Source organism: Bordetella ansorpii (assembly GCF_900078315.1).
In the GTDB taxonomy this organism is placed as follows: Bacteria; Pseudomonadota; Gammaproteobacteria; order Burkholderiales; family Burkholderiaceae_B; genus Bordetella; species Bordetella ansorpii.
In genome coordinates this window covers 226,934-242,716 of the sequence record NZ_FKBS01000029.1, presented here as the reverse complement: position 1 = coordinate 242,716, position 15,783 = coordinate 226,934, and the positions used below count along the sequence as shown (strand labels likewise).

Sequence of the window (15,783 nt, the reverse complement as noted above, 5' to 3'; positions counted from 1 at the left end):
TCGCGTTCGATCATGCCACAGCGCGCGCGGCGGTGTCGAACCGGGGCCTGGCCGCGGCGCGGTGAACGCGGCCGGGCCGAGGCGGCAGACCGGCGCCGGGTCGGAAGGGAAACGGAAGCGGGCGGTTTTGCGGGATAATCGCCGCCACGACTGTTGGAGGAATCATGGCTGGAAAATGGATCGCGGCAAGCATGGCGGCGTGGGCCCTGGCGGGCTGCTCGGTGGGCATGGAGCCGGGCGGCGGCGCCTTGTCCGGCTCGTTCGACGCGAACGTCAGCCTGCGGCAGGCGGTGCAGTCCGCGCGCCAGCAGGCCGAAATGTGCCTGGTGGGCGACGGCGGCTACGCGGTTGCCAGCAACCTGGACGACGCCGCCCGGCGCGGCGAAGTGCGCATCACCGGCAAGCTGACGTCCAGCGACGTGGCCACCGTGGCGCTGACCGCCATCGACGGCGGCCGCACGCGCGCCACCGTCAACATGTGGGGCCGGGGCATCTGGGACGAAACCGCGATGCGCGCCATGCACGACGCCATCCTGTTCGGCACGCCCTCGTGCACCAGTTACATGCCGCGCGACAAGGGCAGCGATCCCAACGCGTGGTTCACGCGGCGGCAGTGACGTCCGACGGCCGGCGCGCGCGGCGCGCCTGAAGAAGACCCTGGCGTTGCCCGTGGGTCAGCCCAGCAGCACGATGCCGCCGGGCAGCCGCGTCAGCGGGGCGCCGGAGAGGTCCTGGATGAGAGTCAGGGCGTCGTCCAGGCGGTCCAGCGAGAACGTCGCGCGGACTTGCATGCGGCCCAGTTGGGCGTTGCGCAGGATGATGCGTCCAGGCCGGTAGCGATTGAGTTCGTCGACGACGTCGGCCAGCGGCTCGTCGTCGAAGCGCATCTGGCGCTGGCGCCAGGCCGACACCGCGTCGACCTTGGCCGGCTGCGGCGCATCGACCCGCGCGTCGTCGTAGCGCACCTGCTGGCCCGCGGCCAGCGGCAGGCGGCGCAGCGGATGATCCAGCTCGGCGTTGCCGGCCAGGCAGGTGACGATGGTGTGCGCGCCGGTGTGGCGCACGTTCAGGCGCGCGGTCCTGGCCAGCACGCGGCCGCGCCCGGATTGCACCGCGCAGCGCGGGCCGGAGGACGCGGCCCTGTCGCCCGCCGCGCCGGACAGGGGCTCGCCCGCGACGATCTCGGCCTCTCCGGCGACCAGTTCGATCGTGCGCACGGCATCCTGGGCATGCAGATTGATCTGCGTGCGCGTGTTCATCTCCACCTGCACGCCGTCGGCCAGCGCGAGCGCGCGCTGTTCGCCGGTGCCGGTGCGGTAGTCGGCCGTATAGGCGTCCAGGCCGGGCCACAGCTCCAGCGGCGGGCGCCATACGATCCACGCCGCGCCGGCGGCCAGCGCGCCGCCCAGCAGGGCGCGGCGTCCCGGCCGTTGCAGCGCCGGACGCAAGGGCGCGCGCGGCGCCTCGGCCGGCGCCCGCAGCCGGGCGGGCATCGCGGCCATGGCCGCGTCGGCGGCCCGCAGCGCGCGGCCCAGCTCATGCACCGCGGCCACGTGCGCCGGATGGCGGTCGCGCCACTGCTCGAAGGCGCGCACGTCGGCCTGCGTGGCGCGCGGCGAACGCAGACGCAACAGCCAGCGGCGCGCCTGTGTGCGGGCGCGCGCCTGTTGGAACGGAAAGAGGAGCATGTCGCGCATTTTGCCTCAGATTCCCCGGGCGCCGCGCTGCCGCGTATAGGCGGGTTGCCCGACCGCCTGCTGGCACGCCTGCAGGGCGCGGTGCAGTTCTTTCTCCACCAGCCGCGCCGAGATGCCCATGGCCTGGGCGATCTCGCGGTTGGACTGGCCGTCCCGTTTGGCGGCGACGAAAATCGCCAGGCAGCGCGGCGTGAGCGAAGCCAGCGCCAGGTCCACCGCGGCGATGTCGCTGCGCGCGCTGGCCGTGCGTTCGGGGTTGGCCGAGGCGTCGGGCGCGTGGAACAGCGCGTCGATGTCCTCGGGCGCGACGGGGTCATCGTCGCGGCGGTGCTGGTGCGCGGCCACGTTGACCGCCATGCGCAGCAGATAGGCGGCGGGATTGCGGACCGTGGTGGCGTCGCCGATGTTCTCCAGGCGCACCCAGGTTTCCTGCAGCGCGTCGTGAGCGCCGTCGCGCGAGCCGACGATGCGCTCCAGGTTGTGGCGCAGGTGCGCATAGCGCGATTCCAGCACATGGCGCAAGCGCGTCCGCAGGGCTTCCGGCATCAACGTCCTCCCGCGATGGCCGATGCGCAGTCGTCGGGGACGCCGGCGCCGTCGGGCCGCAGCAGCAGCGTGATGGGCTGGGGCAGCGAAGGCGGCGGCGGATCGAGCGGCAGGCCGTCCAGGATGTCCAGGATCACCGCGTCGCGCGCGGCATCACCGGTGGAACCGGCCCTGCGCGGCGCGGCAATGGCGCCCGAGGGCGCGATGTGAAAGCGCAGCGCCATGCGGTACGCGCCGGGCCGCGCAGCCGTATTGCGGCACAGGGCATCGATCACCCGGCGTTGCACCTGGCCGACGTAGATGGCGGCCTGCGGTGTGTCGATGCCGTCCACGCCATAGGGACCGGGCGCCGGCCGCGGCCCGGCGGGACGGCCCGGCGCGGCGGGCTGCGCCGGCCGGTAGATGGCCACCGCGTCGCCGCCGGGAAAGCGCGCCATCAGGTTGGTGCCGGACAGCAGCATGCCGATGGCCTGGCGCGGCGTGTAGGCGCCGTGCAGCCCGGCGCTGCGGTGACCGCGCAGCACGCTGCTCTGGGCCAGCACCGACAGGCCGCTGGCCGCGCCGAAGGCCTGCACCGCTTCGGGCAGCGGCTGGGCGGGAATGTCGAAGCGGATCGTTTCGGACAGTGCGGGAACGGGCATCGGCAGGGCAGGACGATCGGTCTGGGATAAAGCGGGTGCGGCAGCGCCGGCCAGCCATCCTGTTGCGACGAGCATGCGGAAGGTTGCCGGAAAGCCTGCCATGGGTGCGCTTGGCCGGGGCGGATTCGCCACGGCGTTGAGACGGACGGAAAAGGGCCGGAAAGACGTGTCTGCCCGGCTTGGACGCGGCGCTAGGCTACGTCGGCGTAATGACATTCTGATGACTGCCGGCCGTCGGATCCATGGGCGAAACGGCTGCGCAGAATTGTCAATTTGAAACAAAATGAAAAAAATGTGCGTGGGCGTGCGGCAGGTCGGCGGCGGCCGACTCTTGCAAGTAGACCGCCCCGGCGAGCGCCCCGCAAACGTCTCGCAGGCGCCACGCCGTCACGCACCGTTAATACGTAGGAAGGATCCTCGCCTCATGAAGCGTCACCACCGCCTGCGCGACTCCGTCGCATCGTCCATCCATTCCGCCGCCTCGCTGTCCAGCGTGGACCCGCGCGGCGCCGGACTGCTGCGCGCCACGCCGCTGGCCATTGCCCTGGCGTTGATGGCCGCCGGCTTGCCGGCGGGGCCCGCGCAGGCCTCGGCCGGCGCCTGGTTCGCACAGGCGGGCGTCAAGCAGGCGCCCGGCATGAATCCCGCGGCCCGGCTGACGGGCGGGATCGCGGGGCAGGGCCGCAGCACGGCCCAGCAACAGGCCGCGGCGCGTCAGAAGCTGCAGCGTTCGATCGACAACCTGAACCGCACGGCCGGCTCCATCGCCGCGCAGCAGGCGGCCCAGGCGGCGGCGCGGCAGGCCGCGGGGCAGGCGCCCTCGGTGCCGGACGGCCTGGCCGAGGGTGGGCTGAAGATCGACGCCAATCCGGCCTCGGCCGGCTGGCTCAATGCGCAGGCCCCGACGCAGACGGTGTCCGGCGGCAAGACCACCGTAACGGTGCAGCAGACCGCCGACCGCGCCATCCTGAACTGGGAGTCTTTCAACGTGGGGCGCGATACCACGGTGGACTTCCGCCAGCAGTCCGACTGGGCGGTGCTCAACCGCGTCAACGACCCGCAGGCCCGGCCCTCGCAGATCCAGGGGACGATCCGCGGCGACGGCACGGTGATGGTGGTCAACCGCAACGGCATCGTGTTCAGCGGCACGTCGCAGGTGGACGCGCGCAGCCTGGTAGCCGCGGCGGCCAGCATCGAAGACCGGCAGTTCGCCGACCAGGGCCTGTACGGCACGCGCAGCGGCAACGACTACATGCCCTCGTTCACTGGCGCGATGGGCAACGTGCGCGTCGAGGCCGGCGCGCGGCTGGCCTCGCGCGAGCCCGCCTCGGTGACGCAGGGCGGCGGCTACGTGCTGCTGCTGGGCCGCGAGGTGGACAACGCCGGCACGATCCAGACGCCGCGCGGCCAGGCGCTGCTGGCCGCCGGCGACAGCTTCGTGATCCGCAAGGGCCTGACCACGGACACCGCGCAGGGCGGCACGCAGTATTCGACCACGCGCGGCAATGAAGTCGCGCCGCAGATCGCGGTGGACGGGACGACGGGCAGGGCGGCCAACACCGGCCTGATCCTTGCCCGCGAAGGCGACATCACGCTGGCCGGGCGCGAGGTGCGCCAGGACGGCGTGGCGGTCGGCACGTCCAGCGTCGATACGCGCGGCACCATCCACCTGCTCAACAGCGCCGGCGACGCCCAGGGCCGTGTCGCGCTGGGCGCCGGTTCGCTGACGGCGGTGGTGGCCGGCGATGTCGTACTCGGCGAAGACGGTTCGGTCACGCTGCGCGACAACGGCCAGACCGCGCTGGACAGCCAGCGCGCGCAATTGATTTCCGAATCAGGCGCACAGGATCTGGCGCGCGCCGAGGCCGCCACGACCGGCGAGCTGCGCGTGGGCGGGGCCTTCGACAATCTGTGGACGGGCCAGGACCGGCGCGACCTGTCGCGCATCGAGATCGTCAGCGGCGGCATCGTCGACGTCGAGGGGGGCGCCGGGCAGGGCGCGCTGGCGCTGGCCACGGGCGGGCAGATCGCGGTGGCGGCCGGCAGCGATCCGGCGGCCGGCGCGGGCCGGGTGCAGGTGCGCAACGGCGCGCAACTGGACGTCTCGGGCGCGGTCGGCGTGACGCTGACGATGGCGTCGAACAACGTGCTGGTCAACATCCAGGGCAACGAGCTGCGCGACGCGCCGATCAACCGCGACAGCGACACGCGGAACAACCGCAGCTACCTGAGCAGCCTGGACCTGTGGGTGGACCGCCGCACCCTGGTGGCCGACGACGGCCGCTGGTACACGGCCGGCGGCCTGCTGGAAGTCGGCGGCTGGGTGGCCAACCAGGGCCACGGCATCGGCGAATGGACCGCGCAGGGCGGCACGGTGGTGCTGCGCGGCGGGCAGGTCATCACGCAGCAGGGCTCGCGGATCGGCGTCGCCGGCGGCACGATCGACGTGCAGAGCGGCTACCTGAACCAGAGCTGGCTGCGCGGCGCGGACGGCCGGCTGTACGAATTGTCGTCGGCCCCGGCGGACATGCTGTACGCGGGGGTGTACAACGGTTTCGAGGACGTGCACGCGCGCTGGGGCGAGCGTTCCACGCGCCGCTATTTCAGCCCGCTGATCGCGCCGGCGCGCCGCTACGAGGCGGGCTACACGGTGGGCCGGGATGCGGGGCAGCTCGTGCTGGACACGCCCACCGCCATCCTGCAGGGCGAGGTCGATGCCGGCGTCTACCAGGGGCCGCGCCAGACCGGCACGCCGGACGCCGCGCTACTGGATGCCTATCTGCAGCGCCACTACGCGGCGGCGCGCGCCGGCGCCTTGGTGCTGGGCCGCCACGGCTATTCGACCGGCCGGTTCGCGGGCCGCATCGGCGTGTACGACAGCGATCTGGTCATCGGCCAGATCGAGCCGGTCGCCTTCGACCTGGACGCCATCGACGCCTTGCACGAGCATCCGGAACGGGCCAATACCGTGTGGCTGGACACCGGTTGGGTCAATGCGCAGCAATTCGGCGCGCTGGATCTGGCGGTGGGCGGCACGATCACGGTGGGCGGCGCGGGGGCGGCCGGCGTCGCGCCGGCGCTGCGCGTGGCCGACGGCGGTTCGGTCGTGCTGACCGGCCCCGTCGTCGACATCGCGGGCGACATCGTCGCGCGCGGCGGCCGCATCGTGGCGACCAACTGGTTCAACGGCACGGGCGTGGCGGCATCTGGCGGCACCCGGCCCACCACCGAATTGCTGCGCGACGGCACGGCCTCGGTCACGCTGGCCTCCGGGGCGACGCTGGACGTGCGCGGCATGTGGGTCAATGCCTCGCTCGACCCGGCCTCGGCCTCCGGCCTGGCCTGGCTGGACGGCGGTTCGGTGACGTTGTCCAGCTCGCGCGACACGGCCCTGTCCGAGGGCGCGCTGATCGACGCCTCGGCCGGCGCGGCACTGTTGGTGGATGGCTCGCCGCGCGGCGGGGCGGGCGGCAGCGTGTCGCTGCTGGCGGCGCAGGGCCCCGGCATGAGCACGGGCGTCTTGACGCTGAACGGCGAAGTGCGCGGTTATGGCGTGGAGGGCTCGGGCAGCGGCACGCTGACCCTGCGCACGGGCGAGGCCTGGCGGATCGGCCCGGTGGCGGGCGATTCCCTGGATGCCGCCGAATCTTCCGAGCGCGCGCTGGATACCGACCGCTGGCTGTCCACGGGCTTTTCCCGCTACGTCATCGATTCGACCCAGCGCGTGACGGTACTCGAAGGCGCGCACGTGCAGCCGCGCACGGCGGTCTATCGCCTGGCGCCGGACGTCCTGGCCGATGTCGCCACGGGCAGCGATCCGGTCCTGGGCCGGATGCTGGCAAGCGACCTGCCCCTGTTCGGCGAGGACGCCGGCAGTGCCAGGATGACGCAGCGCGCCGGGGCCAGCCTGGCGCTGCGCGCGGGCGTGAACTATGCCGCGACGGACCTGCGCAGCGGCGGCGAGATCGCCGTGCGCCAGGGCGCGGAAATCGTGGTCGATCCCGGCCAGCGCGTCGAACTGGGCGCGGGCGGGCAGATCACGGTCGACGGCCGCATCGAGGCGCCGGGCGGCGAGATCGCGGTGCTCAATCTCAAGCCCCGCTCCACCAGCATCGACGACAAGCCGGACGGCCGCTCGGTCTGGATAGGCTCGACCGCGCAGCTGGACGCGGCCGGCCGCGCCTGGACCGCATTGGACGCCCTGGGCCTGCGCTACGGCGCGGTGCTGGCCGGCGGGCGCATCGTACTGGGCAGCGAGGACGGCGATGCCTACAAGTTCACCGACGACGACAACACCGGGCTGGAGAACGCGGCCGATGCCTTCGTGGTGGTGCGTCCCGGCGCGCTGCTGGACGCCTCGGGCGCGCAGGTCGTCTTCGATACGCGCGCCGGCCTGGACGTTTCGTCGCTGTTCCTGACGAATCCCGACGCCGGCCGCATCGTTTCCACGCCGGTCGCGGTCGCCACCGACGGCGGCACGATCGCGATGCGTTCCTACTATGGCATCTACAACGAAGGCACGCTGCTGGCGCGCGCGGGCGGCACGGGCGCGTCCGGCGGCGCGCTGGCGATGAGCCTGGAGGCGCTCGGTTACAACCGGCCCAGCGGCTACTGGGACGACAGCTGGCCCATTCCCGCGGAGCTGGCCGCCGGCCGCGTCCTGACCCTCAGCCAGGACGCGCCGGCCTGGCGCCTGGATGGCGACGTCGCCGCGGGCCTGGCCGACGACAGCCTGGCCGTGGGCCGGGCCAGCGTCGGCGCCGCGCAGATCGCCGCTGGCGGCTTCGACCGCGTGTCGCTGATGGCGCGCAGCGCCATCGCCTTCGACGGCAATGTGGACCTGTCGGTGGGCCGCAGCCTGACGCTGCGCCGCGGTCCGCTGGTGGCGGCGCAGCCGGGGGCCACGGCCGCGCTGTCGGCGCCGTATGTGCTGCTCGACGGCCAGACCACCGTGGCGCCGCCCGCGTACGGCAAGCTGACCCAGGCCCTGGCGGACTATGCCTACGACGGCGCGCTGACGCTGCACGGCGGCCTGATCGACGTGCAGAACCGTGTCCAGGTCCTGTTCGACCAGACCGCGCTGTCGACCGATTCGGACCTGCGCTTTCTTGGCGGCATCCTGGCCGTGCCGGGCGACCTGTCGCTGACCGCCGGCCAGATCTATCCGGGCACCGGCGCCTCGGGCACCCTCTACGCAGGGTACCGTTTCAACACCGCCCTGACCGGCAACACGGGCACGACCTACGTGCGCGACGCGAAGATCGAGATCGCCGCCACGCCGGGCGTGGCGCCGTCCACGCCGTACTCCGTGTTCGGCAGCCTGACGCTGATGGCCAACACCATCCTGCAGGGCGGCACGCTGCGCGCGCCGCTGGGCACCATCCAGCTCGGCAGCACGACCAATTTCCCGCAGGAGAAGACGCTGCGCATCGAGCTGCTGCCCGGCAGCCTGACCTCCGTCAGCGCGGCCGGCCTGGCGATGCCGTATGGCGGCACGGCCGACGGCGTGAACTACACCGTCGACGGCGCGGATCCCTATACGGTGCAGGCGCTCACCGGCATGCTGCTCGAAACCGCGGACGCCGTGCCGACCTTCCAGTCGGGCATTCCGCAGGGCATCGGGCTGGGCGCGGCCAACATCGTCGGCCATGTGGGCTCGGTGCTGGACCTGTCCGGCGGCGGGGAACTGCTGGGCGCGGCCTTCGTGGAGGGCCGCGGCGGTTCGCGCGATACCCTGGTCAACGCGCGCCAGCCGGGCGGCCGTGTCTATGCCATCGTGCCGGGCGCCGGGTCCGGGGCCGCCGCGCCGGTTGCCGGCGGCTACTACGCGGCCTGGACCGGCGACGTGCCGGGCATCGGCCAGCAGATCACCCTGGACACGGACATGCCCGGCCTGCCGGCCGGCACTTATACGCTGCTGCCGGCCAACTACGCGCTGCTGCCGGGCGCATTCCGCGTCGAATTGGGCGCCAGCCAACTGTCCGGCGCGAAACCGGTGCGGCTGCGCGACGGCTCGTGGAGCGTGTCGGGCGTGACCAGCGTGGCCGGCACGGCCGTGCGCGACACGCGCCATACCCAGGTCAACGTCGCGCCGGGCGCGCTGTTGCGCACCTGGTCGCAATACAACGAGACGAGCTACGACGCCTACCAGCTCGGGCAGGCCGCCACGTTCGGCGGCGCGCGGCCCATCCTGCCGCGCGACGGCAAGTTCCTGACGCTGGGCATCGAGTTCCTGCCGGAAGGCAAGGGCAGCCTGGACGAACCCGCCCTGCGGTTCGACGGGCAGACGCGCATGAACAGCGACGCCGCCCATGACGACGCCTATGGCGCCAGCCTGGTGGTGATCCCCGGGCTGTCGCACGGCAATTCCACGTATTCCAGGGCCGAATTCATCATTACCGGCCCGGGCAGCACGACGGCGCGCCGGACCGGCGTGGTGCCGATCTCGGCCGACACCCTCAATGCGTTCAACGCGCCCAATCTTTACCTGGGCGGTACGCCGACGGTCGATCTGGTCAACGACGGATCGGTGGTCGATTTCAGCTGGCTGGGCCAGCGCAGCGCGGCGCAGGCGGTCACGCTCGAATCCGGCGCGGTGCTGCGGGGTTCCCAGGTCATCCTGACCGCCAGGAACGGCATCACGCTGCAGTCCGGGTCGGGCATCGACACGCTGGGCCGCGGCGTCGCGGCGCCCGACACGCCGCAGACGGGATTCTTCTACGGGGCCAGCATTCCCGTGCTGGTGGCGTCCAACGGCGACATCGCCATGGGCACCCAACTGCGCAATGTGGCCGGCAGCATCACGCTGAACGACGGCGCCTTCATCCGCACCGACGGCACCATCGGCTTCATGGCCGCGTCGGGGCTGTCGGTCGTCGGCACGCCCCGGCTGGCCACGCGCAGGCTGGAGCTGTCCGTGCCCGCCCTGAACGTGGGCCGCGCCGACACGCTGGCGCAGGCGGCCGCGCAGCTGCCCACCGGCATGAACCTGAGCCAGGAAGTGCTCGAAGCCCTGCTGGCCGGCGACCCGGCCACGGGCGCGCCCGCCGTCGAGCGCCTGTCGCTGGCCGTGCGCGATTCGATCAACTTCTATGGCGACGTCGCGCTCGACACCTACGGCGCCGACGGCGAGTCGCGCCTGGACGAACTGCTGCTGCGCACGCCCGCCATCTACGGCTGGGGCCAGGCGCAGGACACGGTGCGGCTGGCCACCGATACGCTGGTCTGGCAGGGCGGCGTGAACGGCACCTCCACCGCCAGCGCCAAGCCGGGCGCGGTGCCGGCCGGCGGCGCGGGCACGGGCAGCGGCCGCTTCGAGGTCGATGCGCGCCGCGTCGTGCTGGGCTATCCCGAGCAGGGCCGTGCGCGCGGCGACATCGCCTTCGACCGCCTGATGCTGGGCTTCGCCGGCGTGACGCTGGGCGCGCGCGAGCACATCATCGCCAACGGCACCGGCAACCTGTCGGTCTACCAGTCCGGCCCGAGCCCGGACGCGAACTACGATGCCGACGCCTACGCCGGCACGGGCGGGCGGCTGGACCTGGCCGCGCCGCTTCTGAGCGGCGAGGCGGGCTCGGTCTCGACCTGGCGCACGGGCGGGGCGCTGACGCTGTCGGCCCCGGCCGGCGCGGCCGCCGCCGACGATGCGGCGGCCGGGCAGGGCGCAACGTTGCGGCTCATCGCCGATAGCGTCGCGCTGGACAGCGCCGTCGTGCTGCCCAGCGGGCAATTGGCCGTGCAGGCGCGCGGCGACGTGACGCTGGGCGGGCAGAGCCGGCTCGACGTGGCGGGCCGCGCCACGCGCCTGTTCGACGTGGACGCCTACGGCTGGGGCGGCGAGGTCTCGCTGGAAAGCGAGCGGGGCAACATCGTCCAGCAGGCCGGTTCGCTGATCGACCTGTCCGGCGCCAGGACGCCGGCGCGGGGCGGCACGGACGCCGACCCGGCGTACACGTATCACAACGACGCCGGCTGGCTGACGCTGACGGCGCTGGACGAATCCGGCACGGCCGGCAGGGTGCTGCTGGGCGGCGCGTTGCGCGCCCACGGCGGCGAGGACGCCGCCGGCGGCACCCTCGTGCTGCGCGCCTGGCAGATCGGCGACGAGGCGGACCGCCTGAGCACGGACTTCGCTGTGCTGAACACGACGCTGAACGACGCCGGCTTCACCGCGCAGCGGCGCTTCGCCTTCAAGCGCGGCAACCTGGACATCACCGGCGATGCCCTGCGCGCCCACGCGGTGGACGTATCGGTCGACGGCGGCTGGCTGACGGTGTCCGGCGCCATCGACGCCAGCGGCGCCATACCCGGCAGCATCCGCCTGGCCGCGCGCGACGATCTCACCCTGGCCGCCGGCGCCGTGCTGGACGTGCGCGACACCGACGGCGCCTTGCAGGTCGACAGCTACGGCCAGCCGATCGAGGCCTCGAACCGGGGAACCATCGAACTGACCGCCACGCAGGCGGGCTGGCTGCGCATCGACGGCGGCGCGACGCTGGAATTGTCCTCGCCCGACGGCGTGAGCCGCGGCCAGGTGGACCTGAACGCCTGGCGCGCGGACGAGACCGGCGGCGACGTGCGGATCAGCGCGCCCGACGCCGTGACGATCCGCGGCGCGCAGGCGGTGTCGGTGTACGGCTTCTGGCGCTACTCGCCCACCGACGCGGACGGCACGGTGGTGCAGGACAACGGCGGCGCCGCGCCCGTGGGCGCCGACGGGTCCGTGGGACTGGACCAGATCCACGCGCGCAGCCGCCAGTTCATGGACAACGCCTACGGGTCGGCGGGCGCGGGCCTGCGCCAGCGGGTGGCCGGCCTGGCCGGCGCATCGCTGCGGCCCGGCGTGGACATCACCAGCCCGGCCGCCGGCGCGGGCAAGCTCACAGTCAAGGGCGACATCGACCTGGCCGGATACCGCTATGGCCCCGGCGCCGATACCGATCCGGCTTCCGCGGCCTACGGCGCCGGCCAGCCGGGCAAGCTGCTGCTGCGCGCGGCCAGCGACCTGGCCGTCAACGGCAACATCAGCGACGGCTTCGGCGCGGCGGCCACCGGCGTCGAGTTCCGGGTGGTGGAAGAGGCCGTCACCCTGGGCGCGGACCGGACAGTCACGGCGGGCGGCCAGACGCTGGGCGTGAATTCCCGCATCCCGAACAGCGGCACGCTGAATTTCGACGTCGTGGCGGGGCAGTCCACCCGGCTGACCAAGGGCGGGGTCACCACGGCCGAAGCCGTCGTGTCCGGCAATGCCACGATGCCGCTGAACATGGTGGTGACGGCCGACGTGTACGACGCCGCAGGCAACCTGAAATGGGCCAGCGGCACCGTGCTGTCCAGCACCATCGCGCTAGACCGGCGGCTGAGCATCGGCGACCGGATCGGCGCCGGCTTCACCGCGCCGACCGCCGCGACCGCGAACATCTTCGTGGTGGGCACGCGCATTCCCGCCGGCACCAACCTGGCGATGTTCCAGTACGCCACCAGCCCGTACTTCCAGATCGACGCCGTCGCCCTGTCGGCCGGCAACGTGTTGCCCGCGGGCACCTACATCTCGACGCTGTCCGAGGACATGCCCATCATGGCGGCGGCCCGCATGCAGGCCGCCGGCACGCAGTCGTGGGCGCTGCGCCTGGCCAGCGGAGCCGACCTGGGCGCGGCCGATGCGCGCGCCCTGCGCACCGCGGCCTCGCTGGCCGGCGCCGGCAACCTGCGCTTCAGCAATCCGCTCGTCGGCCTGTCGGGCGCGCCGGTGCCCAGCGTGGTGCGCACCGGCACCGGCAGCCTGGAGCTGCTGGCCGGCGGCGACCTGTCGGTGGATTCGCTGTACGGCATCTACACCGCGGGATCGCAGGTGGCCCTGCCCGACGGCGTGTCGGTGCCGGATGGCAGCTACGTCAGCGACCACGGCGGCGACCTGCGCATCGCCGTCCAGGGCGACATGAGCGGGTTCCTGTATTCCGACAGCAACAACTCGATGGTGGATTCCTATCCGGTCAACCATTGGCTGGTGCGCCGCGGCGACGCGGAACTGGGCCAGGCGGCCACCTGGTCGATCCGCTACGGCCAGTACGTGCCCACCGTCAACGGCGCGACCTCGTATTTCTTCGGCTTCGCCGGCCTGGGCGCGCTGGGCGGCGGCAATGTCGCCATCGACGTGGGCGGCGATGCCGGCGTGCTGGCGCCGGCCGCCGTGCCGTCGAACTACGTCAGGCAGACGCAGGGCCTGGTGGTCGCGGTGGGCGGCAGCGGCTACGTCACGCAGGTGGCCACGGACGCGTCCGGCGCGGTCATCGGCGGCACGCTGGCGCAGACCGGCGGCGGCAACCTGACACTGCGCGTGGGCGGGCGCCTGAACCCCGAGCATGGCGATTCGACCTCCAACAACATGCGGGGCGACGACCTGAACGGTTCGCTGACCAACCTGCGCGGCGATGTCGATCTGCTGGCCGGCGCGATCGGCGAACTGCAACTGCAGTACGGCACCGCCACGAAGGACGATCCCCGCGCGCTGGATCCTTACGAAGCGGCCTTGCTGCGCACGACCACGGCGCTGGGCGGCCCGGTGCTGGTGCTGGGCGATGCGGGCGCGCAGCTGCGCGCCCGCGGCGACCTGGTGCTGGGCGGGGTGGGCGACCCCGGCCAGTTGGCCGACGGCGACGTGCCCGCCAGCCGGGGCCCCAACAGCCTGTTCAGCCTGTGGCGGCCGCATACCGCCATCGAACTGGTGTCGGCCGGCGGCAACCTGACTCCCCTGAACGCCGTCCCGTCCACCACCAGCAATGAAAATATCGGCAGGGCCGGCGTCGGCGCGCTCAGGAATGCGCCGCAGATGCTGCCGGCGCGCTTTTCCGCCACCGCGGCCAGCGGCAGTATCTACTACGGCGGCGGCACGCTGGTCGAGCTGGCGCCGTCCGAGGGGCCGGGCCTGCTGCAACTGCTGGCCTGGGATTCCATCTACGGGTCGGCCTACCTGACGGAGGCCTTCGGCAGGCTGGTGGCGGGCGACGCCACACGCTGGCTGGTCTCGGGCGCCCCGGCGTCCGCCGACGCGATTCCCAACCCCTTCAAGCCGCACGCGGCGTCCAGCCAACAGTCGTACAAGCATTTCTTCACGTATCAGGCCAACCTGCCCGCAGCGGCGGGCGCGGGCGGCGATCCCATCCGCCTCTACGCGGTCAATGGCGACCTGCTGAACGTGTCGCTGGGCGGCATCGGCGCCACCACCTTCGATCCGGTGACGCTCGTCGATCAGACCGACTACATTGCCGCCCGGCCGTCGCGCATCCTGGCCGGCCGCGACATCGTCAACTTCGGCCGCGGCGACGGCGTCCTGTTCGACACCGGCCTGATCCTGAATAACTCGCCCACGGACGTGTCGATGGTCGCGGCCGGCCGCGACGTCTTCTACGCCAACGTCCAGATCGCCGGCCCCGGCACGCTGGAAGTCAGCGCGGGCCGCAACCTCTATCAAGGCAACCAGGCCAGCCTCGTCAGCATCGGCCCCATCGTCGAGGGCGACACGCGCCCCGGCGCCGAGATCGCCATCCAGGTCGGCCTGGGGGCGGGCAGCGTCGGAGAGGGGCAGGCCGACTACGCCGCGCTCGCCGACCGGTATCTGGACCCGGCCAACCAGGCCGACACCCGGCCGGGCTATCCGCTGGCCGAGCAGCCGGGCAAGGTGGCGCACACCTACCAGGACGAGCTGGCCGCGTGGCTGCTGGAACGCTATGGCCGGGACGCCGACGGCAACGCCCGGGCCGCCGGCCTGCGCTTTGCCGACGACGGCTCGCCGGTGGTGTTCGACGCCGCCGCGCAGTCCCCGCAGGCCTTCTTCGCGCGGCTGGCGCCGGAGCACCAGCGCATCTTCCTGCGCCAGGTCTACTACGCCGAGCTCACGCAGGGCGGCCGCGAATACAACGACCCGGACAGCACGCGCTACGGCAGCTACCTGCGCAGCCGCCAGATGATCGCCACGCTGTTCCCCGCCGATCGCGCCTATGCGGGCGACATGACGCTGTTCCAGGGCGCCGCCGCCAACGCCGGCGTGCGCACCGTGCTGGGCGGCGGCATCCAGACGCTGGTGCCGGGCGGCGAGACGCTCATCGGCATCGAGGGCGTGCGGCCGGCCGAAGGGGCGGACGTGGTGCCCGCGGGACTGGTCACCCAGGGGGCCGGCAGCATCCAGATGTATTCGAGCGGCAGCATCCTGCTGGGCCTGTCGCGCATCATGACCACCTTCGGCGGCGACATCTTCGCCTGGTCGAATCATGGCGACATCAACGCGGGACGGGGCGCCAAGACCACCATCGTCTATACGCCGCCCAAGCGCCTCTACGACAACGTGGGCAACGTGGCGATCTCGCCGCAGACGCCGTCGTCCGGCGCGGGCATCGCCACGTTGCGGCCGATACCGGAAGTGCCGAGCGGCGGCATCGACCTGCACGCGCCGGAAGGCACCATCGACGCCGGCGAGGCGGGCATCCGCGCGTCGGGCAACGTCAATATTTCGGCGTTGCAGGTGGCCAATGCGGCCAATATCCAGGCGCAGGGCGAAACGGTGGGCGTGCCGGTGACGGCGGCGGTGAACACGGGCGCACTGGCCAGCGCCAGCTCGGCGGCATCCAGCGCGGCGACCGCCGCGCAGGATGCCGTGGCGCGCACGCGGGCGGCGACACGGCAGAACCTGCCGTCGGTCATCAGCGTGCAGATCCTCGGCTTCGGCGATCCGCGCGCGCCGCAGGAGCCGCCGCCGCGCCCGCGTACGGGCCGCATCGAGCCCGTGGGCGCGCGCCCGGCCGGCACGGTGATGGTGTTGGGCGCAGGCGCGGAAGGGCCGGTGCAGCGCGCCGTGCTGACGGCCGCCGAGCGCGCGGCGCTGGGCGACTGAAGCGGCGCCGCGA

The 15,783-nt window shown here is 72.7% G+C and carries 5 protein-coding genes; 2 read left to right on the top strand and 3 right to left on the bottom strand.

The window, feature by feature from the left end:
- The first annotated feature begins 164 nt into the window (after positions 1 to 164).
- Positions 165 to 617 carry a BPTD_2524 family lipoprotein gene (locus tag A7W11_RS22840; protein WP_066419732.1) on the top strand — a complete coding sequence of 151 codons (453 nt, stop codon included), beginning with the start codon at positions 165 to 167 and terminating at the stop codon, positions 615 to 617.
- A 57-nt stretch (positions 618 to 674) separates the two neighbouring features.
- Here A7W11_RS22840 and A7W11_RS22835 read toward each other — a convergent pair whose 3' ends face one another.
- The 3 genes from A7W11_RS22835 to A7W11_RS22825 are packed head-to-tail and all read right to left on the bottom strand — an operon-like array spanning position 675 to position 2,959.
- Positions 675 to 1,697 carry a FecR family protein gene (locus tag A7W11_RS22835; RefSeq protein WP_082887439.1) on the bottom strand — a complete coding sequence of 341 codons (1,023 nt, stop codon included), beginning with the start codon at positions 1,695 to 1,697 and terminating at the stop codon, positions 675 to 677.
- Between the two features lie 6 nt (positions 1,698 to 1,703).
- Positions 1,704 to 2,243, bottom strand: a complete 540-nt coding sequence (locus A7W11_RS22830) for an RNA polymerase sigma factor (RefSeq protein WP_066419730.1) — start codon at positions 2,241 to 2,243, stop codon at positions 1,704 to 1,706.
- Complete coding sequence (locus A7W11_RS22825) at positions 2,243 to 2,959, bottom strand: STN domain-containing protein (protein WP_156523208.1); 717 nt, start codon at positions 2,957 to 2,959, stop codon at positions 2,243 to 2,245. Before A7W11_RS22825 ends, A7W11_RS22830 begins: the two co-directional genes overlap by 1 nt.
- Positions 2,960 to 3,308: 349 nt before the next feature.
- Here A7W11_RS22825 and A7W11_RS22820 point away from each other — a divergent pair, with 349 nt between their 5' ends.
- Positions 3,309 to 15,770 (top strand): filamentous haemagglutinin family protein, encoded by a 12,462-nt coding sequence (locus tag A7W11_RS22820; protein WP_162270306.1) that lies wholly within the window; start codon positions 3,309 to 3,311, stop codon positions 15,768 to 15,770.
- Positions 15,771 to 15,783 lie beyond the last annotated feature (13 nt).